We start from the raw sequence: 22,955 nt of genomic DNA on the forward strand, positions 1-22,955 counted from the left end.
TGCGGACATCTGCAACGCCGCCACCCGCAATTCAAACAAGAGCCGGCTATGACTGATCTGTCTACATCCCCAGGTTCTGCAACCGTTGCCGTCGCGACGCTGGACGGGCGTTTTTTTCGTCCGCCGCTGCCCCATGGGCATGTGTTGCGGCCGCGTTTGTGCGAACGCCTGAGTGCCGGGCTCGGTGGCCGGTTGTTGCTCGTCAGTGCGCCGGCCGGGTTCGGCAAGAGTTCATTGGCGGTGGAGTTCTGTCAGGCGCTGCCGGATCACTGGCGCAGCCTCTGGTTGGGGCTGAGCCCGAGAGACAGCGACCCCGGACGTTTTCTCGAGCGTTTGCTGGAGGGGTTGCAAGATCATTTTCCGTTACTGGGCAGGCAGTCGCTGGGCTTGCTGAAAATGCGCCAGCGTCACCAGCCCTTTGCTTTCGAAGAATGGCTGGACGGACTGCTCGATGAGTTGGCGGTCCACCTGTCCACTACGACGCCATTACTGCTGGTACTGGACGACTATCATCTGGCCCAGGGGCCGGTTCTGGATCGTTGCCTGCAGTTTTTCCTCAATCATTTGCCTGATGGCTTGCTGGTGATGGTCACCAGCCGTCAGCGGCCGGACTGGCACCTGGCGCGGTTGCGCCTGTCGCGGCAACTGCTTGAGCTCAATGAGCAGGATTTGCGCCTGACCCACGATGAAGCCTTGAGCCTGCTCGATCGCCACAGCAGCTCCTTGCGTGGCGAGGCGCTGGAGAACCTGATCCAGCGCAGTGAAGGCTGGGTTGCGGGCTTGCGTTTCTGGTTGCTGGCGGCCTCGGAAGCCGGCACCGACGGCGAGTTGCCGCAGTCGCTGCACGGCGGGGAAGGGCTGATACGCGATTACCTGCTCGAAGAAGTGATCGATTGCCTGCCGGCCGAAGTCCAGTCATTCCTGTATGACACCGCGCCCCAGGAGCGCTTCTGCAGCGAGCTGTGCGACGCCGTTCGCGACGCCCACGACAGTGCGGAAATCCTGCGCTTCCTGCTGGCTCACCAAGTGTTCCTGGTGCCACTGGACGAGCAGGGCCACTGGTATCGTTACCACCATCTGTTTTCCGATCTGTTGCGCACGCGACCGGTGTCCCAGTCGATGGTGCCGGCGGCCAGCCTGCACCTGCGCGCCTGCCGCTGGTTCAATGCCCAAGGCTTGCTCGATGAGGCCGTGGAGCAGGCCCTGCGTGCCGGTCACCTGGATGTCGCGGCCAATCTGGTGCAGAACCTGTCCGAAGAGCAATTGCTGGCCGAGCAGAATGTCGGCATGTTGCTGCGCTGGAAAATGGACTTGCCCGACAGCCTGCTGATCAGCACGCCACGCTTGATCGTTCTTTATAGCTGGGCGCTGGGCCTGGCCTGCCAACTGGATGCTGCCGAAGAACTCGCCAGTCATTTGAGTCGTTTCCTGCCGGCACCCTCGGCCACCGCGCAAAAATCCATGCTGGCGCAATGGCTGGCCTTGAGCGGCATCATTGCCCGTGGTCGGGGCAATCGCGAGAAGACATTGCGTTACTGCCATGAAGCGCTGGAGAGCCTGCCCTGCAAACGCTACGGCCAGCGCCTGATGTGCCTGTCGACCTTGTCCAACCTGGCCATTGCCGATGGCGATCTGTGGCGAGCCCGGGGCCTGAACCGTGATTCGCTGGAGCTGGCGCAGCGCGTCGGTAATCCACTCTTCGAAGCCCTGGCCCACTACGATCGCGCCCGGGTGCTGCAAGCGCGTGGAGAAATCCTCCGTTCGCTGGATGAAGTCCATCAGGGCTTGCAACGCCTGCATGGCCTGTCGTCGCAACGGCTGTATGCCATCCGCGCTCGGTTGACCTTGTACGAAGGTTTTCTGCTGGCGCAGCGTCTGCAACCACAAGCGGCACGCCTGCGTTTGCTGACAGGCTTGAACGAGGCCCGTGCCTGCCGTGATATCAGCGTGTTGATCGGCCACTGCGTGATCGCCCGGCTCGAAGGCAGCAGCGGCGAATACGCCAAGGCCTTCGCTGAACTGGCGGAAGCCGAGCGGCTGATGCACATCTGGGACGTGCCGCCGATCTACTATCTGGCGATGATCACTTTGGTCAAATGTGAGCTATGGCTGGCGCAGGGGCGAACCGATCTGGCCGAAGCCTGGCTGGCGCGATTGGGGCAGACCTACAACGGTGAACATGCCGCCGCGCCACCGGAGTTTCACCCGCAGTTGCCGCTTCACGTGGAATTGCAGCAAGCCATGCTGGAGGTCATACAAGGCAATCCGATGCTGGCCGAAGGGCGATTGAATGCGCTGCTGGAGCTGGGTCAGCAATCCGGCCGGCAGATGCTCAGTGCGATGGCGCTGATTCAGAAAGTCATGCTCTTGTTGGCGGGCGGACGTGAACCGGAAGCGCGCAAGACCCTGGCGCAAGCGCTGGATGCGGCGGCCGGGGGCGTATTGCAACCCTTCGAGAGCTTGTTGACCGAACACCCGGACTGGCTGCGTGGGCAACTTCAGCTGGGCGCGCCGACCCCGCTGATACAGAGCCTTGTCGACAAATTGCCCACCCCGATCGCCCGTTCCGGTTTGGAGCCTGTTTCAGCAGAACAACTCAGCACTCGCGAACTGGCGGTGTTGCGATTGATTGCCCAAGGCTGTTCCAACCAGGAAATCAGCGATCAGTTATTCATCTCCCTGCACACGGTCAAGACCCACGCCAGCCACATCAACAGCAAGCTGGGCGTCGAGCGACGCACGCAAGCGGTGGCGCGGGCAAAAGAACTGGGGGTTCTGGGTTAACGATTATTCACGTTACACGCCAGCGATTGCTGGTCGGATACTCAATTGTGCGAAAATCGCGACCGTCCACGATTATCGAGCAGGTACCGATGTCCCAGCAGCCCACGCTTATCCGTGAAACATTCCCCGTCGGCCCGTTGCAGTGCAACTGCACGATCATCGGCGATCCGCTGACGAAAAAAGCCATAGTCGTAGATCCGGGCGGTAATCATGAACTGATCCTGGCGCGGCTCGACGCCCTGGGGCTGAAGCTGGTCAGCATCATTCACACCCATGCACACCTCGACCATTTTCTGGCGTCCGGCCAGCTCAAGGAGAAAACCGGTGCGACCCTGCACTTGCACAAGGAAGACCAGGTCCTCTGGGACAACCTGGAAATGCAGTGCCAGATGTTCGGTGTGCCCTACACCCCGGTGCCCTCGCCGGACCGCTGGCTGGCCGATGACGAAGAGCTCGCCTGCGGTTGTGGCGTAGCGCTGCACACCCCGGGTCACACGCCGGGGTCCATGAGTTTCTGGTTCTCCGACGCCAAGCTGTTGATTGCCGGCGACACGCTGTTCCGACGTGGAGTCGGGCGCACGGATTTGTGGGGCGGCGATCAGGCGACTATCGTGCGTTCAATCAAGCAGCGCCTGTATACCCTTGATGAAGAGGCGACCGTCGTCACCGGGCACGGTCCGGACACCCGTCTGGGCGATGAAATGCGCGAAAACCCGTTTGTCCGGGCCTGATTTGTAACAGCCGGAATTTTTAGCCGCTAACGTGATCCAACGGCCGCTAAGGCAGATGCCTTGATTCGTTGCATCACAGAAATGCAAAAAAGTAGGAGCTTTTCATGTTCACCATGCGTCCTTTGATTATTGTCGCTACTGCCGTGGCTCTGCTGTCGGGCTGCGCTTCGCAAAACCCTTACGATAACCAGGGTCAGGCCGATGGCGGTCAAGGCATGAGCAAGACCGCCAAGTACGGCGGCCTCGGAGCCCTGGCCGGTGCCGTCGCCGGTGCTGCCATCAACCACGACAACCGTGGCAAGGGCGCACTGATCGGTGCGGCCATCGGTGGTGCGTCCGCCGCGGGTTACGGCTATTACGCCGACCAGCAGGAAAAGAAACTGCGCGCCAGCATGGCCAACACCGGTGTTGAAGTGCAGCGTCAGGGCGATCAGATCAAGCTGATCATGCCGGGTAACATCACGTTCGCCACCGACTCGGCGAACATCGCCCCAAGTTTCTATCAGCCGCTGAACAACCTGGCGGGCTCGCTGAAAGAGTTCAACCAGAACCAGATCGAGATCGTCGGCTACACCGACAGTACCGGCAGCCGCCAGCACAACATGGACCTGTCCCAGCGTCGCGCCCAGAGCGTGGCCACCTACCTGACGTCGCAAGGTGTCAGCGGTGCCAACCTCAGCGCCCGCGGTGCCGGCCCGGACAATCCGATTGCCAGCAACGCCGACGTCAATGGCCGCGCCCAGAACCGTCGCGTAGAAGTCAACCTCAAGGCGATTCCTGGCCAGCAGTACGGTGGTCAGCAGTAAGATCAGGTGCAGCAGTACCCTTGATCGGCTGAGTCCGCTTCAAAATCCAAAACCCGCCTGATCCCTGCGATCAGGCGGGTTTTTTGTTGCAGGGTTTGATGCCATCGCTGGCACGCCAACCCGCAGATACAAAAAAGCCCCCGGACAATGAATTGTCCGGGGGCTTTTTACCAAGCGCGAAGCTGATTACTTCTTCAGGCCATAATGCTCATCAAGCATGCCCGGTGCATTCGGGGCTTTCGGCGCGTAGTCGCGAGGCGGCTCCTGATTGCGCGGTGGCGTCAGGCGTTCACGGGGTGCCTGTGCCGCATCGGCATGCAGGGAAGCCAGCAGGCGTTGGCGAGTCTGCTCGTCCAGGGCCAGACGATTGGCACCCTCGGCGAGATGATCCTGCACTTCCTGGTAGCTCTGGGTCAGTTTCTTGACCAGTGTCGCGGTGCTGTTGAAGTGGGTCACCACCTCGTTCTGATAACTGTCGAAACGTTCCTGAATATCGTCCAGCTGACGCTGCGTGCGGCTGGGCGCGGCGTTCGGCGCAACGCGAGCGATCAGGAACCCAATGGCGACACCCACAACCAGGGCAAGAGTCGGTAACAACCAAACTAAGAGCGAGTGTTCCACGAGTCCTTCCTCTATAAACGGCTTTGCTTTACGTTAACGGCTCGAACCTGCGCTGTATACCGCGATTCACTCGCAATAGACTGGCACAGACAATTTGCTAGACGAGTCGACCCGATTCGAGGTCACGGAGTTCCTTCCTTGCTTATGCGTGAAACCCCTGTAGTGATTGATGGCCCGGTCGGGCAACTGGAAGCACTTTACCTGGATAACGAGCAGCCCCGCGGCCTGGCGCTGATCTGTCATCCGAACCCGGTGCAGGGCGGCACCATGCTCAATAAAGTGGTGTCGACCCTGCAACGCACCGCCCGCGATGCCGGTTTGATCACCTTGCGTTTCAATTACCGCGGCGTCGGTGCCAGCGAAGGCACCCACGACATGGGCACTGGTGAAGTCGATGATGCCCAGGCAGTGGCCGCGTGGTTCCGCGCCCGTCATCCGGATTTGCCGCTGACGCTGTTCGGTTTCTCCTTCGGCGGATTTGTTGCGGCAAGTCTCGGCGGTCGTCTTGAAGCCAGCGGGCAGCAGCTCAAGCACCTGTTCATGGTCGCCCCGGCCGTGATGCGTCTGGGTGATCAGGATCAGCTGCCGCAGCAGGCAGAGCTGACTCTGATCCAGCCGGAAACCGATGAAGTCATCGATCCGCAGGTCGTTTATCAGTGGTCCGACAAGCTCGAACGTCCCCATGAGCTGCTGAAAGTGGCAGAATGCGGGCACTTTTTTCATGGCAAGCTGACCGATCTGAAAGATCTGATCCTGCCGCGTCTTTCGAACTGATTGCAGTCTGACAAGCGATTACCCATGACGACTCGTACCCGTATCCTCACCGGCATCACCACCACCGGCACGCCGCACCTGGGCAACTACGCTGGCGCCATTCGCCCGGCAATCGTTGCCAGTCGTGACAGCAATGCCGATTCGTTCTACTTCCTGGCCGACTACCACGCTCTGATCAAGTGCGATGACCCGCTGCGCATCCAGCGCTCGCGTCTGGAAATCGCCGCGACCTGGCTGGCCGGTGGCCTGGACGTGGACCGCGTGACCTTCTATCGCCAGTCTGACATCCCGGAAATTCCCGAGCTGACCTGGCTGCTGACCTGTGTCGCGGCCAAGGGCCTGCTGAACCGGGCGCATGCCTACAAGGCGTCGGTGGACAAGAACGTCGAGACCGGCGAAGACCCGGATGCCGGCATCACCATGGGCCTGTACAGCTACCCGGTACTGATGGCGGCGGACATCCTGATGTTCAACGCGCACAAGGTGCCGGTGGGTCGCGATCAGATCCAGCACGTGGAAATGGCCCGCGACATCGGCCAGCGCTTCAACCACCTGTTCGGCCAGGGCAAGGAATTCTTCACCATGCCTGAAGCGCTGATCGAGGAAAGCGTCGCCACGCTGCCGGGCCTCGACGGCCGCAAGATGTCCAAGAGCTACGACAACACCATCCCGTTGTTCAGCAGCGCCAAAGAGATGAAGGACGCGATCTCGCGGATCGTCACCGACTCCCGCGCCCCGGGTGAAGCCAAGGACCCGGACAATTCGCACCTGTTCACCCTGTTCCAGGCGTTCGCCACCCCGGCACAGGCCGACGAGTTCCGCAGCGAGCTGTTGCAGGGCCTGGGTTGGGGCGAGGCGAAAAACCGTCTGTTCCAACTGCTGGACAGCGAGTTGGGTGAGTCCCGTGAACGCTACCACCAATTGATCGAGCGTCCGGCGGACCTGGAAGACATCCTCCAGCACGGTGCGAAAAAGGCCCGTGCCGTCGCCACGCCATTCCTCACTGAACTGCGCGAAGCGGTTGGCCTGCGCTCTTTTGTCAGCCAGACACAAGTGGCAGCCACCACCAAGAAGAAGGCGGCAAAAGCTGCGCGATTCGTCAGCTTCCGTGAAGACGATAGCTTCCGCTTCCGCCTGCTCTCGGCCGAAGGCGAACAGCTGCTGTTGTCACGGCATTTTGCCGACGGCAAAACCGCCGGTCAGGTGACCAAGCAACTGCAAGCCGGCCAGCCGCTGGACGTGCGCAGTGACGCGTTGAGTTTCAGCGTCTGGCTGGAAGGCGAGTGTGTTGCCGACAGCCCGGCCTTCGTCGACAGCGCCGCGCGAGATGCTGCCATCGAGGCTTTGCAGATCGCCCTGACACCGGTTCAGGAATAAACAACGGGTCGGTCCGACCAAGGGCCGATTGCCATTCCCCCGGGCCATCGCTACAGTGACGGCCCGTTTTTGTTGCCTTGCTAACGAATTATGACGCCCCTAGAACGATATCAAGCTGATCTGAAACGCCCGGAGTTCTTCCACGACGCCGCGCAGGAAACTGCCGTGCGTCATTTGCAGCGCCTGTACGACGATTTGATCGCGGCCGAGCAAAACAAGCCGGGCCTGCTGGGCAAGCTGTTTGGCAAGAAGGATCAGGCACCGGTCAAGGGCTTGTACTTCTGGGGCGGCGTTGGTCGCGGCAAGACTTATCTGGTCGACACCTTCTTCGAAGCGTTGCCGTTCAAGGAAAAGTCCCGTACTCACTTCCACCGCTTCATGAAGCGCGTGCACGAAGAGATGAAGACCCTCGGCGGCGAGAAAAACCCGCTGACCATCATCGCCAAACGCTTCGCCACTGAAGCGCGGGTGATCTGCTTCGACGAATTCTTCGTTTCCGACATCACTGACGCCATGATCCTTGGCACGCTGATGGAAGAACTGTTCAAAAACGGCGTGACCCTGGTGGCCACCTCGAACATCGTGCCCGACGGCCTGTACAAGGACGGCCTGCAACGCGCGCGTTTCCTGCCGGCCATCGCGCTGATCAAGCAGAACACCGAGATCGTCAACGTCGACAGCGGCGTCGACTATCGCCTGCGTCACCTTGAGCAAGCCGAACTGTTCCATTTCCCGCTCGACGAAGCGTCCCACGAAAGTCTGCGCAAGAGCTTCCGTGCGTTGACCCCGGAATGCACCGCGGCGGTCGAGAACGACGTGCTGATGATCGAGAATCGTGAAATCCGTGCACTGCGCACCTGCGACGACGTGGCCTGGTTCGACTTCCGCGAACTGTGCGACGGCCCACGTAGCCAGAACGATTACATCGAACTGGGTAAGATCTTCCACGCCGTGTTGCTCAGCGGTGTCGAGCAAATGAGCGTCACCACCGACGACATCGCCCGACGCTTCATCAACATGGTCGACGAGTTCTACGACCGTAACGTGAAGCTGATCATTTCTGCCGAAGTGGAACTCAAGGACCTGTACACCGGCGGCCGCTTGAACTTCGAGTTCCAGCGCACCCTGAGCCGCTTGCTGGAGATGCAGTCCCACGAATTCCTGTCCCGGGCGCACAAGCCTTAAGACGGATCGAAAAAAACAAGGCCTGCAATTGCAGGCCTTTTTTGTGGGTAGGTAAAACGGCTGCACCGGTTTTGTGACCGGTTTACAGCCGAGGAAGGGGACTCAAGTCGCAATCAGCAAACCGATCAGCGGGATGATCAACAGTGTGCTTGCGGCCATGGACAGGACATTGCCGATGTAGGCATGCATATCGGTCGGCAATCTTGCGGAAATCGCGCAGGCCAATGGCGGCGCAACCAATGCTCCCAGCCATGCACTCGAGACGATGACCTGCCAACTGCCTCCGTAGCTCAGCACCGCCGCCGGTACCACTGAGACCAGCGGGACATAGGTGGGGTACCAGCCACGAAGCTTCCATTGGTGACGCCAGACCAATACGCCAATGAGCGACGTCAACGCTTGTCCTGCGATCAGTTGTGGCAACAGGCCTGAGCCGTAAGCCGGGCTGAGCGGATTCAAGGTGTAAGCCAGCAATACGCCCAACAACAAGCCGAGGCTGGCCAGTTCATTGCCACAAAACGGCGCTTCCGAAAAGTCGGCGAGGACCCGGCGCAAGGTCCAGACGACGCCAAAGTCAGGCGTTTTGCTGGTGTTGGGCGAAGCAATGGAGACCGTCGGCCTGGAGGGCGGGGCGGTTTTCACCAGACCCGGCCAGTATCTGCAAAGCAGGAATGCCGCGACGCTGGCAATCGCCATGCCCAGGACATTGCCAATGACCACCGGCAAGGCCAGCGGGTTGCACAGGTAGTTGACGATCAGCAGGCACATCGGTGTAACCAGTAAGGCGCCGAGGATTGCCCCGTTGATCGCAACCTTCCAGCCACCACCAAACATCAACACCATCGCTGCCGGTAGTGACACAAACGCGGCGAATGTCGGCTGCCAGCTATTGCTCGTCACCGTCCAGCCCCAAAGCAGGTTGCTCAGCAACAACCCGAGCAGCGAACTGGTGACGATCCATGGCCATAATCCGGTGCCATAGGAAATGGCAAAACCTTGCCAGCGTTTCCCGCATCGATTGGCCCAGTAGGCCAGGTAGGCCCCTGCGAGCAGCCCGATCGAAGCGAACTCATGCTTGTAGAAGGCCACTTCGCTGATGTCACCCAGTACCCAGCGCAACCAGGCGCTCGGTTCCGGGAGGCTTGAAAGCAGATCGTTGTAACTGGGCCAGTGGGCTGACCACGTATCGCGGTAGGTGAGTGAGAGCCAGGCAACCAACAGTGTGCCGGCGAACATCAGCAGGATGATCGCCCGGTCCACCGGGTTTTGATTCGAGCGGTGCTTTTCGATTGAGGTCTGCATCGGTCAACCCCCTTATCAGCGTGGCAGACAAGGGTGGCGGGTATAACCGAGCATTGGATCGTACAAGTCGCCGCGACGATCCCGCTGCAGATCGTTCAGGCTGTTCCAGATAGGTGCACTGCGAGCGCTGGTCAGGTCGATGTCGGCAAACAGGATTTCCTGTTGATCCGCTGAAGCGACTGCACCGATGGGCCAACCATTGGTGCCGGCGATCAAAGAACAACCCAGGTAACGAGCGTCGCGCTCCTCGCCGATGCGGCTGGCTGCTGCGATAAACACATTGTTGACGTGAGCGGCGGTCATCGTCAGGTAGGACGCCATGCACTTGCCAGCCTCATCGAACAGGGGCGGAGGCGTCCACACCCAGTTGTTCAGGCTGCAAATGATGTCGGCGCCCTGCTGGCTGAGGATTCGCGGCACTTCCGGAAACCAGATGTCCCAGCAGATCAGCAAACCGATGCGGCCGATCGGCGTATCGAACACCGGAAAGCCCAGGTCGCCCGCAGTGAACCAGAGCTTCTCCAGGTTCCACAAATGCGCTTTGCGATACTTGCCGATAAAACCATCAGGGCCTATCAGAACGGCAGTATTGAACAGCTGCATGCCGTCGCGTTCCGCGAGGCCTGCGACCAAGTAAACGTTGTGTGTGGTGGCGAAATCTACCCAGGTTTGCGTGCTTGGCCCATTCGGGACCGGTTCCGAATGTTCGAATGCATCCTGTCGATTGCTGAAGAAGTATCCGGTGTTGGAAAGCTCCGGCAGGACGATGAGGTTCGCGCCGCCGTATACCGCTTCCAGTGCTAGCTCAAGGCCACGGTGCAGATTTCCCTTACGGTTATCCAGGCCGACTTGTGGATCGAATTGCACGACTGCTACACGAACAGGGCTGACTGGCTCGCTCATTGGGTGACCTCTTTTTATAGTTATTCACGCTGATTAATGGCGTGCCTATAAAGGGGGGAAATCGTAAATGAGCGGAAGTCAGACACTTCCGGTAATGCTGTAGCCTCAATCCCAAGCTGGATGATGGCGAGTTCGATTCAGCGTCTTAAGCTTGCGGTGTAACTGAGCGGGTCGACTTTGGCTCGAATCTGCACCGCAAGCCCCGTGGGAGCGAGCTTGCTCGCGATGGCGGAGTGTCAGCAAAGTGAATCTTGGCTGACACTCCGCCATCGCTGGCAGGCCCACTCCCTCAATGGATTCGTGTTATCCCGTTCTAAGCCGCTTGCTGAAACTGCTGCCGATACTGGTTCGGTGACAGCTCCGTGTGCTGGCGGAACAGGCGTGCAAAGAAACTCGCGTCGTCGTAACCGACTTCGTAGCTGATGGTCTTGATGCTCTTGCGGCTGCCGGACAGCAGGCCCTTGGCGGTTTCGATGCGCAGGCGTTGCAGGTAGTGCAGGGGTTTGTCGCCGGTGGCGGTCTGGAAGCGGCGCATGAAATTGCGGATGCTCATGCCATGCTCGCGGGCGACGTCTTCGAAGCGGAATTTGTCGGCGAAGTGCTCTTCGAGCCAATGCTGGATCTGCAGGATGATCACGTCCTGGTGCAGCTTCTGCCCGCCGAAGCCGATGCGTCCCGGCGAATAGCTGCGTTGCACTTCGTAGAGGATGTCCCGTGCGACGGCCTGGGACACGTTGGCGCCGCAGAACCGTTCGATCAAGTACACGTACAGGTCACAGGCCGACGTGGTGCCGCCGGCGCAGTACAGGTTGTCGGCGTCGGTCAGGTGCTTGTCCTGATTAAGCTGGACTTGCGGGTAGCGTTCGGCAAAGGCGTTGAAGAAGCGCCAGTAGGTGGTGGCTTCCTTACCGTTGAGCAGTCCGGCCTCGGCCAGCCAGAAGACCCCGGTGGCTTCACCACACAAGACGGCGCCGCGTGCGTGTTGCTGACGCAGCCAGGGCAGGACCTGTGGATAACGTTTGCTGAGTGCGTCGAAGTCATCCCAGAACGCGGGAATGACGATGACGTCGGCGTTTTCCAGTGCACCGTCCACCGGCATCATTACGTCGCTGAAGCTGTTCACCGGTTTGCCATCAGGACTGACCAGGCGGGTTTCGAAGGCCGGTGTCAGGCCCAGGCCCAGTTGTTTGCCGTAGCGCAGGCTGGCGAGGTGGAAGAAATCCTTGGCTTGCATGAGGGTGGAGGCGAAAACCCGGTCGAAGGCCAGGATGCTGACGCGCCGCAGGGGCGTGGAGGCTTGGTTAGACATAATTCAACTTTATTTTTATAGGGGGAAGTGGTCACCAGACGGCTGGATCGTCTTATTTTTTGTCGGATGTGTCCAGTGTCCCGTATCGGAAGCGAGGCATAGGCTCTGAAGGTCAACTCCTTCTAAAAACAAAGAAAAGGTGCCGCATGATCCCTAGAACCCTGTTCAGTTCCGAGCACGAACTCTTCCGCGACAGCGTGCGAACCTTCCTCGAAAAAGAGGCCGTGCCGTTTCACGCGCAATGGGAGAAACAGGGATACATCGACCGTAAGCTCTGGAACAAGGCGGGGGAGGCCGGGATGCTTTGCTCGCACCTGCCGGAGGAGTACGGCGGGCTGGGGGCGGACTTTCTCTACAGCGCGGTGGTGATCGAAGAAGTAGGGCGGCTGGGGTTGACCGGCATTGGTTTTTCCCTGCATTCGGACATTGTTGCGCCCTATATCCTGCATTACGGCAGTGAAGCCTTGAAGCACAAATACCTGCCGAAACTGGTGTCGGGCGAGATGGTTTCGGCGATCGCCATGACCGAGCCTGGCGCCGGCTCCGACCTGCAAGGGGTGAAGACCACGGCAGTGCTCGATGGCGACGAATACGTAATCAACGGCTCGAAAACCTTCATTACCAATGGCTATCTGGCGGATCTGGTGATTGTCGTCGCCAAGACCGACCCCAAGGCTGGCGCGAAGGGCACCAGCCTGTTTCTGGTGGAGGCCGGCACGCCCGGTTTCGACAAAGGCAAGCGCCTGGAAAAAGTCGGCATGAAGGCCCAGGACACTTCGGAGCTGTTCTTCCAGGACGTGCGCGTACCCAAGGAAAACCTGTTGGGCCAAGCCGGGATGGGCTTTGCCTACCTGATGCAGGAGCTGCCGCAAGAGCGCCTTACCGTGGCCATCGGTGGCCTGGCATCAGCCGAGGCCGGCTTGCAGTGGACGCTGGATTACACCCGCGATCGCAAGGCGTTCGGCAAATCGATCGCGGACTTTCAGAACACCCGATTCAAGCTCGCGGAGATGGCGACGGAAATCCAGATCGGCCGGGTCTTTGTCGACCGCTGCCTTGAGCTGCACCTGCAAGGCAAACTCGACGTGCCGACGGCGGCGATGGCCAAGTACTGGGGCACCGACCTGCAATGCAAGGTACTCGACGAGTGCGTGCAGTTGCATGGCGGTTACGGTTTCATGTGGGAGTACCCGATTGCACGGGCGTGGGCGGATGCGCGGGTGCAGCGGATCTATGCCGGGACCAATGAAATCATGAAGGAGATTATTGCGCGCTCGCTGTGATTTGCACTGACGGTCAGACCGTTATCGCCAGCAGGCTGGCTCCCACAGATAAGGCGTAAACCGTGTGGGAGCGAGCTTGCTCGCGATGAGGCTCATGAATCAATCAAGGCGCCGGATTCGGGTGATCCTTGTGAATCGCTTCGATCCCTTCCAGCACTTCCTCTGACAGCTTCAGGTCGAAGCTGGCGATGTTGCTCTCCAGCTGCTCCATGGTCGTCGCGCCAATGATGTTGCTGGTGACGAACGGCTGCTGCGTGACGAACGCCAGGGCCATTTGCGCCGGGTCCAGGCCGTGTTCGCGAGCCAGTGCAACGTAGCGGGTGCAGGCGGCTTCCGACTGTGGGTTGAAGTAGCGGCTGAAGCGGCTGTAGAGGCTCAGGCGGCCTTTTGGCGGGCGCGCGCCATTGAGGTACTTGCCCGACAGGAAACCGAACGCCAGTGGCGAGTAGGCGAGCAGGCCGCATTGTTCGCGGATCGCAATTTCCGCCAGGCCGACTTCGAAGCTGCGGTTGAGCAGGTTGTACGGGTTCTGGATCGACACCGCACGCGGCCAGCCACGGGCTTCAGCCAGGGCCAGGAAACGCATGGTGCCCCACGGCGTTTCGTTGGACAGGCCGATGTGACGGATCTTGCCGGCGCGCACCTGTTCGTCCAGCGCTTCGAGGGTGTCCTCCAGCGGGGTCAGGTTGGCTTCGATCTTGTGCTTGTAGCCCAGTTGGCCGAAGAAGTTGGTGCTGCGTTCCGGCCAGTGCAGCTGGTACAGGTCGATGTAGTCGGTTTGCAGGCGCTTGAGGCTGGCGTCCACGGCTTCGCTGATGTGCTGTCGATTGTGCCGAAGATTGCCGTCGCGGATGTAGTCGATGGTGTTGCCCGGGCCGGCGATCTTGCTGGCCAGGATCCAGTCGGCACGGTCGCCCCGACTCTTGAAGTAATTGCCGATGTAGCGCTCGGTGGTGGCGTAGGTTTCGGCCTTGGGCGGCACCGGGTACATTTCCGCGGTGTCGATGAAATTGATCCCGGCGGCCTTGGCCCGCTCAATCTGCGCGAAGGCGTCTGCCTCGCTGTTTTGCTCGCCCCAGGTCATGGTTCCGAGGCAGATCGCACTCACGTTCAGATTCGTTCGGCCTAGCTGGCGATAGTCCATCGAGGTGCTCCTTGGGCAAAACAATCATAAAAGCAGGTTGAAATATTTTTCGCAATCTGCATAATTGCGCACCTCTTTCTGCAGTGGAAGTGATGCGCCGCCGCCGAAGAATCTTGCCGTTGAACGGACGCGCCGACCCGAGCCCCCGAAAGCGTCTGTATCCGGCTGCCTTTGACTTGTCAAAGTACGCACTATTCAGTAAGATCCGCCGTCTAATTTACAGGGCGGCCCCTGAGGCTATAAAGAATGAAAACTTTTACTGCTAAACCGGAAACAGTAAAGCGCGACTGGTTTGTCGTCGACGCTGCTGGTCAGACCCTGGGTCGTCTGGCCACCGAAATCGCGAGCCGTCTGCGTGGCAAGCACAAGCCTGAGTACACTCCTCACGTTGACACCGGCGACTACATCGTCGTAATCAACGCTGAGCAGATCCGTGTGACCGGTGCTAAAACCACTGACAAAATGTACTACTCCCACTCCGGTTTCCCGGGCGGCATCAAGTCGATCAACTTTGAAAAGCTGATCGCCAAGGCCCCTGAGCGCGTGATCGAGACCGCGGTCAAAGGCATGCTGCCTAAGAACCCGCTGGGTCGCGACATGTACCGTAAGCTGAAAGTCTATGCGGGCGCTGCACACCCTCATACTGCTCAGCAGCCCCAAGAACTGAAGATTTAACGGAATAGTTCATTATGTCGGCGACTCAAAATTACGGCACTGGCCGTCGCAAGACCGCAACCGCACGCGTTTTCCTGCGTCCGGGTACTGGTAACATCTCCATCAACAACCGTTCGCTGGATAATTTCTTCGGCCGCGAAACTGCCCGCATGGTAGTTCGTCAGCCGCTGGAATTGACTGAGACTGTCGAGAAGTTCGACATCTACGTCACCGTGATCGGCGGTGGTGTGAGTGGTCAAGCTGGCGCAATCCGCCACGGCATCACCCGCGCTCTGATGGACTACGACGAGACTCTGCGCAGCGCCCTGCGTAAAGCCGGCTTCGTAACCCGCGATGCTCGTGAAGTTGAACGTAAGAAAGTCGGTCTGCGTAAAGCGCGTAAGCGTCCGCAGTACTCGAAGCGTTAATTCGCTTTCACGTTCAAAAAAGAACGCCCAGTTTCCTCACGGAGCTGGGCGTTTTTTTATGCGTGCGATTTATCAAAGAATTGCGCTGTGACAACTTGCCACATTCGTAGACGCCCTATACTACAAGGCTTGAGGGTGGTGGGCTCCGGTAATTACCTTGTCAGAATTGGGGCTTTTCATTACCATTCGGCAAAATTTTTATAAGTACATAGATTTATTTAGTAGATGCCTGATTTAACAGGCCACAAAGCTGATGGGAGAGGACTGAATGAGCAATGACGGCGTGAATGCAGGCCGGCGTCGCTTCTTGGTAGCAGCCACATCCGTGGTGGGTGCTGCAGGAGCGGTGGGGGCTGCGGTCCCGTTCGTGGGGTCATGGTTTCCCAGTGCCAAGGCGAAAGCCGCTGGTGCACCGGTGAAAGTGAATGTCAGCAAAATCGAGCCAGGCCAGCAGATGATTGCTGAGTGGCGCGGCCAGCCGGTGTTCATTGTCCGCCGTACTCCGGAAATCCTGGGGAATCTGAAGAAGATCGAGGGCCAGCTGTCTGACCCTACCTCCAAGAACTCGACACAACCTGCTTATGTTGATCCGGAAACGCGTTCGATCAAGCCTGAGGTTCTGCTGCTGATCGGTATCTGCACGCACCTGGGTTGCTCTCCCACCTTCCGTCCCGAAGTGGCACCTGCGGATCTGGGCAAAGACTGGGTAGGCGGTTATTTCTGCCCTTGCCACGGTTCCCATTACGATCTGGCTGGCCGCGTCTACAAGTCGCAACCCGCGCCTTTGAACCTGCCAGTTCCCCCGCATTCCTATGAGACCAACGACATCATTGTCATTGGCGTCGATACGGAGAAAGCGTGATGAGCAAGTTCATGGATTGGGTTGATGCGCGCTTTCCCGCCACCAAGATGTGGGAAGACCATCTCAGCAAGTATTACGCTCCGAAGAACTTCAACTTCTTCTACTTCTTTGGCTCGCTGGCATTGCTCGTTCTGGTCAACCAGATCGTTACCGGTGTCTGGCTGACCATGAGCTACACCCCTTCGGCGGAGGAGGCCTTTGCTTCCGTCGAATACATCATGCGTGACGTCGAGTACGGCTCGATCCTGCGCCTGCTGCACTCCACCGGCGCTTCGGCGTTCTTCATCGTGGTCTATCTGCACATGTTCCGTGGCCTGCTCTACGGTTCGTACCAGAAGCCCCGTGAGCTGGTCTGGGTGTTCGGCATGCTGATCTACCTGGCGCTGATGGCTGAAGCCTTCATGGGTTACTTGCTGCCGTGGGGCCAGATGTCCTACTGGGGTGCCCAGGTGATCATCTCGCTGTTCGGTGCGATCCCGGTCATCGGTAACGACCTGACCCAGTGGATCCGTGGTGACTACCTGATTTCCGGTATTACCCTGAACCGCTTCTTCGCCCTGCACGTGGTGGCCCTGCCGATCGTTATCCTCGGTCTGGTAGTGCTGCATATCCTGGCGTTGCACGAAGTGGGTTCGAACAACCCGGACGGCGTGGACATCAAGAAGCACAAGGACGAAAACGGCATACCGCTGGACGGCATCGCCTTCCACCCGTACTACACCGTGAAAGATATCGTCGGCGTGGTGGTGTTCCTGTTCATCTTCTGCTCGATCGTGTTCTTCTTCCCGGAAATGGGCGGCTACTTCCTCGAAAAACCGAACTTTGAAGTGGCGAACGCGTTCAAGACCCCAGAGCACATCGCTCCGGTCTGGTACTTCACGCCGTTCTACGCGATCTTGCGTGCGGTGCCGGACAAGCTCTTTGGCGTTATCGCCATGGGTGCGGCCATTGCGGTGCTGTTCGTCCTGCCCTGGCTCGACCGTAGCCCGGTCAAGTCGATGCGCTACAAAGGCTGGCTGAGCAAAATCTGGCTCTGGGTGTTCTGCATCTCGTTCGTGATCCTGGGTGTGCTGGGTGTCCTGGCGCCGACTCCAGAGCGTACGTTGCTGTCGCAGGTATGTACCTTCCTGTACTTCGCCTACTTCATTCTGATGCCTTTCTACACCAGGCTCGAGAAGACCAAACCGGTACCGGAAAGGGTGACTGGCTGATGAAAAAACTATTTGCTGTTTTGATGCTTGCTGCGCTGCCAGTGTTTGCTTTCGCAGCTGAACACGGTGGCCCTGAGCTGGAAAAAGTCGACATCGACGTTTCCGATAAAGCCGCCATGCAGGACGGTGCACGCACGTTCGCCAACTACTGCATGGGTTGCCACAGTGCCAAGTTCCAACGCTATGAGCGTGTTGCTGACGACCTGGGCATTCCCCACGAGTTGATGCTCGAGAAGCTGGTGTTCACCGGTGCCAAGATCGGTGACCACATGTCCATCGGCATGCAGCCGGCAGATGCCAAGGCCTGGTTTGGCGCGGCACCACCGGACCTGACCCTGGTGGCTCGCGTTCGCGGTACCGACTGGCTCTACGGTTACCTGAAGTCGTTCTACGAAGACCCGTCGCGCCCTTGGGGTGTGAACAACAAGGTCTTCCCGAACGTGGGCATGCCTAACGTCCTGGTCGGCCTGCAGGGTCGTCAGGTGATCGGCTGCAAACAGGTACAGATCGTCGAAGACGGCAAGAAGCAATATGATCCTTTGACCGGTACGCCTTTGACTCACGAAGCGTGCGATCAAATGACCATCGTGCCGAAAAGCGGTGCTCTGACCGAAGAGCAATTCGATGAGAAGGTCAAGAATCTGGTAACCTTCCTGGCTTACTCGGCTAACCCGGTTAAGCTGCAACATCAGCGCATCGGTACATACGTATTGCTGTACCTGGCGTTCTTCTTCGTATTCGCTTATCTGCTCAAGCGCGAATACTGGAAAGACGTGCACTGATACAAGCTTCAAGCTATTGCTGTTAATCGCGCGCGCCCAAGGGTGCTTCCGATACGCAATGAACCTGGTGATCCAGGTCTTGCGGGAAGCGCCCTCTGGGCGCGCTCGTTTTTCCGCTTCCGATAATGTCTACAAGCGAGGAGGATCGCCATGGGCGTGACCAATCGGTTGGCCTGTTACTCCGACCCCGCCGACCACTATTCCCACCGAGTGCGCATCGTACTGGCAGAGAAGGGTGTCAGCGCAGAGATCATTTACGTGGAGGCTGGTCGTCAGCCACCTAAACTGATTGAAGTGAACCCTTACGGCAGTTTGCCCACGCTGGTCGATCGTGACCTGGCGCTGTGGGAGTCGACAGTGGTGATGGAATATCTCGATGAGCGTTACCCGCACCCGCCGCTCCTGCCGGTTTATCCCGTGGCGCGTGCGAACAGTCGACTGCTGATGCACCGCATCCAGCGCGACTGGTGTGGTCTGGTGGATCTGATTCTGGATTCGCGCACCAAGGAGGCTGCCCGTGCCGTGGCTCGTAAAGAGTTGCGCGAGAGCCTGACCGGCGTGTCGCCGTTGTTCGCCGACAAGCCATTTTTCCTCAGTGAGGAACAAAGCCTGGTGGATTGCTGCCTATTGCCAATACTCTGGCGATTGCCGATTCTGGGTATAGAACTGCCGCGGCCGGCCAAGCCGCTGCTCGATTACATGGAGCGTCAATTTGCGCGTGAGGCTTTCCAGGCAAGTCTGTCTGGTGTCGAACGCGATATGCGCTAAGGCTTAAGGAGCCGCTATGAACTCCAGTCGACCTTATCTGGTCCGTGCGCTCTATGAGTGGATTGTGGATAACGATTGCACCCCGCACATGCTGGTCAATTCCGAATATCCGTCGGTGCAGGTCCCTCAGGGGTTTGCCAGTGACGGTCAGATTGTCCTGAACGTATCGCCACAAGCCGTACGTCACCTGCATATGGACAACGACGCGGTCAGCTTCGAAGGCCGCTTTGGTGGCGTCCCGCACACCCTGTACGTGCCTATCGCCTCCATCCTGGGGATTTATGCCCGGGAGAACGGCCAGGGCATGGTGTTTGATCTGGAATCGCCGATGGATGACGAAGACGAGATCGAGCCCGATGATGATTTGCCGCCACCGGACAGCGAGCCGCCGCGCCCAAGCGGTCGGCCAAGTCTGAAAGTGGTGAAGTAATAAAAAAGGCGATCCGGATGGATCGCCTTTTTTGTATCTGTTGATGGCTGTCAGTCGATGTACTCAAACAGCTTCACAATCTTCTGCACGCCGGAAACGCCCTGCACCAGGTTGGTGGCCTGTTGGGCTTCCTGCTTGGTCAGCAGGCCCAGCAGATAAACGATACCGTTTTCAGTGACGACCTTGATGCGTGAACCCGGGATGTTTGCGTCGGCGAGCATCTGGGTCTTGATCTTGGAGGTCAGCCAGGTGTCGTTCTGACGGGCCAGGAAGCTGGAGGGCGGCAGGACCTGAAGTTCGTTGTGCACTTTCTTCACGCGTTGCACAGCGGCGGCGGCCTGCTCGGCCTTGGCCTTGAGGTCTTCGCGTGGCGTTTGTCCGGCCAGCAGTACCACGCCGTTATAACTGGTCACGACGATATGCGAGTCTTTATCCAGGGCCGGGTCGGCCTTGGCGACGTTCACGCCGACCTTGGTGTCGATCAGGGAGTCATCGATCTTGCTGCCCAGTGTGCGTGTGCCACGGTCATCTTCAATAGGGGCTTCACGGCTGGCATTCACCACCGAGGTGCAGCCGCTGATGCCGAGGCACAGGGTCAAGGCCAGTAGGCCAAGGCGATTAGGGGTCATTCTTCACTCCCGAACAATTGGCTGTCGATCAAGTCGCAAAGGCAATGGATCGCCAGCAGGTGGACTTCCTGAATTCGAGCGGTGACGTTGGCGGGGACGCGAATCTCGACGTCCTCGGGCAGCAGGAGCGATGCCATGCCGCCGCCGTCACGACCCGTCAATGCTACGACAATCATTTCGCGATCATGTGCGGCCTGGATCGCTTGAATGATGTTGGCCGAATTGCCGCTGGTGGAAATCGCCAGCAACACATCGCCCGGTTGGCCGAGTGCGCGGATCTGTTTCGAGAAAATTTCGTTGTAGCTGTAGTCATTGGCGATCGAGGTGATCGTCGAGCTGTCGGTGGTCAGGGCGATGGCCGGCAGGCTTGGCCGCTCGCGTTCGAAGCGATTGAGCAGCTCGGAAGAGAAATGCTGGGCATCGCCGGCGGAGCCACCGTTGCCGCAAGAAAGCATTTTGCCTTCGTTGAGCAGCGCGTTGACCATGATTTGGCTGGCTTGCTCGATGTGCGGTGCAAGAACTTCCATCGCCTGTTGCTTGGTGTCGATACTGGCCTGAAAAAGCTGGCGAATTCGGGATTGCATGTCCATCTGTGTGACCTTAAGTAGCGCGGCTGTTTGGCACATGAATGTGCAGCCCGCAAAGCAAAGAGCAAAAGTGTTGGGTGTCCGGTGCGGAGTACGGGCAGTCAGCCGTCGAAGGCATTCTGCAGCCAGTTCAACTGATCGAGATCGCTGTCGATGGCAATCACGTCGAAACGGCAGGGGGAATTGGCCCAACGCGACTCGCGCTGAAGAAAATACTGCGCGGCGAAAATCAGTTTCTGCCGTTTGCGCCCGTCGATACTATCGAGTGCGCCACCCCATTGGGTGTTTTTACGGTAGCGGACTTCGACGAATACTACTGTATCGCCATCTAGCATGACCAGATCAAGCTCGCCGCGTTTACACAACCAGTTCTGCGCCAGCAGGCGCAGACCCTGTTGTTGCAGATGCTCGAGCGCTTGGCGCTCGGCATCCTTGCCGCTTTGCTGACTTGACCTGTCGGGCATCAGCGCGGGGTGTCCGGCAGGCGCTGAACCTGGCCGTTGACGAATTGAGCCCAGGGCAGCTGGCGCACCACGCGCTGGTTCTGAGTGATGCCAAGGCTGCCCGATTGACCTTCGATGCGGCTGTCCGGCAGGGCCTTGAGCTGACCCAGGCGTGGGGCCAGGCGGTAGGCGTCGACGCCCATGGCGTACAGACGGCCGAGGCTACCGGCCGCTTGTGGCCATTGCGCGGTGACCTGGCTGCGCAACGGGTCATTGGCGTCCAGCAACCAAGGCGTTTCGCAGAAGCGAATGCCGTTCATGTCGTTGTACTGGTTTACGTCGCCGCTGGCGCTGAAGACGTGGGAAGTGGCGTAGACCGGAACGTCACCGGCGTACTGGAAGTTCAGCGTCGGCTTGATCTGTTGCGCCTGCTGCGGAGTGGCGGCGAGGAAGATGAATTCGATGTCCTGGCGACGCGAAGGCTGTGCAGCTACCTGCGAACCAACGGTGCTTTGCAGGCTCTTGGCGCGGCCTTCACTCTGGCGCAGCTGGAACATGTCGGCGATTTGCTGGGCCAGTTGCACAGGCTGGTCAACGCGCTCGGTGGCCACGATGCTGCCGCCATTGGCTTGCCAATCCTGGCTGAAGGCCTTCAATACGCGGTCACCCCATTCGCCTTTCGGCACCATGATGGCGGCGCGGTGCAGGCCGTCGGCGCGGGCGCGGCGGGAGACTTCGCGAGCTTCGTCTTCGGCGGCGAGGCCGAACTGGAACAGTTGTGCCGGACCTTGATCGCCTTCGCTGTAGTTCAGCGCCAGGGTGGTGATCGGCAGTTGCGGGCGCGTGCTCAGTTGTTTGACCAGCGGCTTCTCCAGTGGGCCAACCACCAGTTGCACGCCATCGGCCTGGGCCTTGCGGTAGAACTCATCCATCGAGGTCAGGCGCGAGCTGTCATAGAACTCGATGGCCGGCGGTTTCTGCCCTGCCTGTTGCGCCTGGTAGTGAGCGGCCATGAAGCCATCACGCAATGCCTTGCCGACCGAGGCCAGCGGGCCGTCCTGTGGCAGCAGCAGGGCAATTTTGCTCAGCGGTTGACTGGCAAGCTCCTTGAGTTTGGTCAGTGGCAGCGGCAGTTGAATGGCTGCCGGGTGTTTCGGGTTCTGCGCGCGCCAGTTGTCGATGGCGGCTTGCTGCTGTTCCAGGGTGCCGGCGGACTTTACCGCCAGTGCCAGGCCCATCCAGCCACCGAGGGTGTCAGTGGTGTTGGGTTGCAACTGATCGGTCGGCAGCGAGGCGATCAGCGCCCAGATGGCTTCGTGGTTTTTCGCAGCGGCTTCACCGCTCAGCATCGGTGCAATGGTAATGCGTTCCCGTGCGGCGGCGAGTGTCTGGCCATCGGCTTCCAGTGCGCGGGCATGCACAGCGCCGGTCCGAACCTGTTGGTCGGCAGGCATTTCGCTCAGGCGTTGCAGGCTAGGGTGGCTCAAGGCAGTCAGTGCGGCCTTGGGCTGGTTGCGGGTCATCGCCAGTTCAGCCGCCAGGGTGCTGGCGAAGATCTGTTGGCCCGGTTTGAGCTGTTCGATCGGCACCAGTTGCAGGATTTGCGCGGATTGGCCGGCATTGCCCTGGCGGTAGGCGAGGTCGGCTGCGCTCAAGCGCAACAGCGCCGCATCTTCCGGCGATTTGCTTTGGGAAGCCTTCTCGAGCAGTTGCTCGATGCTGGCGTCCGGAGTCCGGGGAAGTTCGCCAAGGCTGGAGGAGGGCGAGCTGGCGCAAGCCGCCAGCAAGGCAGCAAGGCAGAGGGCAGATAACAGCCGCAGGCAAGCGATCATGTAAGTGTTCCTGATACTCGATCAAATTAGCGTGGAATTGTACCCAAGCACTGGCCGGGGCGCGATGTTACTGGCGTGAATCGATCAATTTAGCTGGTGTAAATGTTGCG

At 59.3% G+C, this 22,955-nt stretch carries 23 protein-coding genes; 14 read left to right on the forward strand and 9 right to left on the reverse strand.

Features of this window, described 5'->3' with window-relative positions; all coding sequences use genetic code 11:
• Positions 1-48: 48 nt before the first annotated feature.
• The 3 genes from EIY72_RS17895 to EIY72_RS17905 all read left to right on the forward strand — a co-directional run bounded on the left by EIY72_RS17895 (position 49) and on the right by EIY72_RS17905 (position 4,321).
• Positions 49-2,784: a winged helix-turn-helix domain-containing protein gene (locus EIY72_RS17895; RefSeq protein WP_093213856.1), complete on the forward strand. Its 2,736-nt coding sequence runs from the start codon at positions 49-51 to the stop codon at positions 2,782-2,784.
• An 89-nt stretch (positions 2,785-2,873) separates the two neighbouring features.
• Complete coding sequence (locus EIY72_RS17900) at positions 2,874-3,515, forward strand: MBL fold metallo-hydrolase (protein WP_093213861.1); 642 nt, start codon at positions 2,874-2,876, stop codon at positions 3,513-3,515.
• Between the two features lie 104 nt (positions 3,516-3,619).
• On the forward strand, positions 3,620-4,321 hold the full coding sequence (locus EIY72_RS17905; protein WP_093213869.1) for a YiaD family glycine zipper/OmpA-like lipoprotein: 702 nt from the start codon (positions 3,620-3,622) through the stop codon (positions 4,319-4,321).
• A gap of 186 nt (positions 4,322-4,507) precedes the next feature.
• On the opposite strand, the gene EIY72_RS17910 is transcribed toward EIY72_RS17905, so the two are convergent.
• Positions 4,508-4,942 carry a Z-ring associated ZapG family protein gene (locus EIY72_RS17910; protein WP_007989833.1) on the reverse strand — a complete coding sequence of 145 codons (435 nt, stop codon included), beginning with the start codon at positions 4,940-4,942 and terminating at the stop codon, positions 4,508-4,510.
• A gap of 144 nt (positions 4,943-5,086) precedes the next feature.
• Here EIY72_RS17910 and EIY72_RS17915 point away from each other — a divergent pair, with 144 nt between their 5' ends.
• The 3 genes from EIY72_RS17915 to zapE all read left to right on the forward strand — a co-directional run bounded on the left by EIY72_RS17915 (position 5,087) and on the right by zapE (position 8,278).
• Positions 5,087-5,716 carry an alpha/beta hydrolase gene (locus EIY72_RS17915; protein ID WP_093213874.1) on the forward strand — a complete coding sequence of 210 codons (630 nt, stop codon included), beginning with the start codon at positions 5,087-5,089 and terminating at the stop codon, positions 5,714-5,716.
• A 24-nt stretch (positions 5,717-5,740) separates the two neighbouring features.
• Entirely contained in the window at positions 5,741-7,093 is a 1,353-nt protein-coding gene (locus EIY72_RS17920; protein WP_093213878.1) for a tryptophan--tRNA ligase, read from the forward strand.
• 90 nt (positions 7,094-7,183) lie between these two features.
• Entirely contained in the window at positions 7,184-8,278 is a 1,095-nt protein-coding gene (gene zapE / locus EIY72_RS17925) for a cell division protein ZapE (RefSeq protein ID WP_093213883.1), read from the forward strand.
• A gap of 102 nt (positions 8,279-8,380) precedes the next feature.
• On the opposite strand, the gene EIY72_RS17930 is transcribed toward zapE, so the two are convergent.
• The 3 genes from EIY72_RS17930 to EIY72_RS17940 all read right to left on the reverse strand — a co-directional run bounded on the left by EIY72_RS17930 (position 8,381) and on the right by EIY72_RS17940 (position 11,717).
• Positions 8,381-9,580 carry a threonine/serine exporter family protein gene (locus tag EIY72_RS17930; RefSeq protein WP_093213887.1) on the reverse strand — a complete coding sequence of 400 codons (1,200 nt, stop codon included), beginning with the start codon at positions 9,578-9,580 and terminating at the stop codon, positions 8,381-8,383.
• A gap of 15 nt (positions 9,581-9,595) precedes the next feature.
• Positions 9,596-10,483 (reverse strand): nitrilase family protein, encoded by an 888-nt coding sequence (locus tag EIY72_RS17935; RefSeq protein WP_093213890.1) that lies wholly within the window; start codon positions 10,481-10,483, stop codon positions 9,596-9,598.
• 313 nt (positions 10,484-10,796) lie between these two features.
• On the reverse strand, positions 10,797-11,717 hold the full coding sequence (locus EIY72_RS17940; protein ID WP_197678844.1) for a GlxA family transcriptional regulator: 921 nt from the start codon (positions 11,715-11,717) through the stop codon (positions 10,797-10,799).
• 221 nt (positions 11,718-11,938) lie between these two features.
• Between EIY72_RS17940 and EIY72_RS17945 the strand changes: the two genes are divergently transcribed.
• Complete coding sequence (locus EIY72_RS17945; protein ID WP_093213899.1) at positions 11,939-13,075, forward strand: acyl-CoA dehydrogenase family protein; 1,137 nt, start codon at positions 11,939-11,941, stop codon at positions 13,073-13,075.
• Positions 13,076-13,178: 103 nt separating this feature from the next.
• Here the strand turns inward: EIY72_RS17945 and EIY72_RS17950 are convergent, their stop codons facing one another.
• Positions 13,179-14,219 carry an NADP(H)-dependent aldo-keto reductase gene (locus EIY72_RS17950; protein WP_093213904.1) on the reverse strand — a complete coding sequence of 347 codons (1,041 nt, stop codon included), beginning with the start codon at positions 14,217-14,219 and terminating at the stop codon, positions 13,179-13,181.
• 246 nt (positions 14,220-14,465) lie between these two features.
• On the opposite strand from EIY72_RS17950, the gene rplM reads away from it, so the two are divergent.
• The 7 genes from rplM (at position 14,466) to EIY72_RS17985 (ending at position 19,354) form a co-directional block, all read left to right on the forward strand.
• Complete coding sequence (gene rplM, locus EIY72_RS17955) at positions 14,466-14,894, forward strand: 50S ribosomal protein L13 (RefSeq protein ID WP_003228062.1); 429 nt, start codon at positions 14,466-14,468, stop codon at positions 14,892-14,894.
• Between the two features lie 14 nt (positions 14,895-14,908).
• Entirely contained in the window at positions 14,909-15,301 is a 393-nt protein-coding gene (rpsI, locus tag EIY72_RS17960) for a 30S ribosomal protein S9 (RefSeq protein WP_003228056.1), read from the forward strand.
• Positions 15,302-15,569: 268 nt separating this feature from the next.
• Positions 15,570-16,163: a ubiquinol-cytochrome c reductase iron-sulfur subunit gene (gene petA / locus EIY72_RS17965; RefSeq protein ID WP_093213909.1), complete on the forward strand. Its 594-nt coding sequence runs from the start codon at positions 15,570-15,572 to the stop codon at positions 16,161-16,163.
• Positions 16,163-17,374 carry a cytochrome b gene (locus EIY72_RS17970; protein WP_007972577.1) on the forward strand — a complete coding sequence of 404 codons (1,212 nt, stop codon included), beginning with the start codon at positions 16,163-16,165 and terminating at the stop codon, positions 17,372-17,374. Before petA ends, EIY72_RS17970 begins: the two co-directional genes overlap by 1 nt.
• Complete coding sequence (locus EIY72_RS17975; protein WP_093213914.1) at positions 17,374-18,156, forward strand: cytochrome c1; 783 nt, start codon at positions 17,374-17,376, stop codon at positions 18,154-18,156. Before EIY72_RS17970 ends, EIY72_RS17975 begins: the two co-directional genes overlap by 1 nt.
• Positions 18,157-18,306: 150 nt before the next feature.
• Positions 18,307-18,924 carry a glutathione S-transferase N-terminal domain-containing protein gene (locus tag EIY72_RS17980; protein ID WP_007989864.1) on the forward strand — a complete coding sequence of 206 codons (618 nt, stop codon included), beginning with the start codon at positions 18,307-18,309 and terminating at the stop codon, positions 18,922-18,924.
• A 16-nt stretch (positions 18,925-18,940) separates the two neighbouring features.
• Positions 18,941-19,354 carry a ClpXP protease specificity-enhancing factor gene (locus EIY72_RS17985; protein ID WP_093213919.1) on the forward strand — a complete coding sequence of 138 codons (414 nt, stop codon included), beginning with the start codon at positions 18,941-18,943 and terminating at the stop codon, positions 19,352-19,354.
• Between the two features lie 50 nt (positions 19,355-19,404).
• On the opposite strand, the gene EIY72_RS17990 is transcribed toward EIY72_RS17985, so the two are convergent.
• From EIY72_RS17990 to EIY72_RS18005, 4 genes are all read right to left on the reverse strand, one after another.
• The gene (locus EIY72_RS17990) at positions 19,405-19,983 is read right to left on the reverse strand and encodes a BON domain-containing protein (protein ID WP_093213924.1); all 579 of its coding nucleotides are present in this window, start codon (positions 19,981-19,983) and stop codon (positions 19,405-19,407) included.
• A complete protein-coding gene (locus EIY72_RS17995; RefSeq protein WP_093213927.1) occupies positions 19,980-20,573 on the reverse strand; it encodes a phosphoheptose isomerase in 594 nt (197 codons plus the stop codon). The genes EIY72_RS17990 and EIY72_RS17995 overlap by 4 nt, the downstream gene beginning before the upstream one ends.
• A 98-nt stretch (positions 20,574-20,671) precedes the next feature.
• Entirely contained in the window at positions 20,672-21,034 is a 363-nt protein-coding gene (locus tag EIY72_RS18000; protein ID WP_093213932.1) for a YraN family protein, read from the reverse strand.
• Complete coding sequence (locus EIY72_RS18005) at positions 21,034-22,845, reverse strand: penicillin-binding protein activator (protein ID WP_093213936.1); 1,812 nt, start codon at positions 22,843-22,845, stop codon at positions 21,034-21,036. The genes EIY72_RS18000 and EIY72_RS18005 overlap by 1 nt, the downstream gene beginning before the upstream one ends.
• Positions 22,846-22,955: the final 110 nt, after the last annotated feature.

The sequence above is a fragment of the Pseudomonas vancouverensis genome (assembly GCF_004348895.1).
Taxonomy (GTDB): Bacteria; Pseudomonadota; Gammaproteobacteria; order Pseudomonadales; family Pseudomonadaceae; genus Aquipseudomonas; species Aquipseudomonas vancouverensis.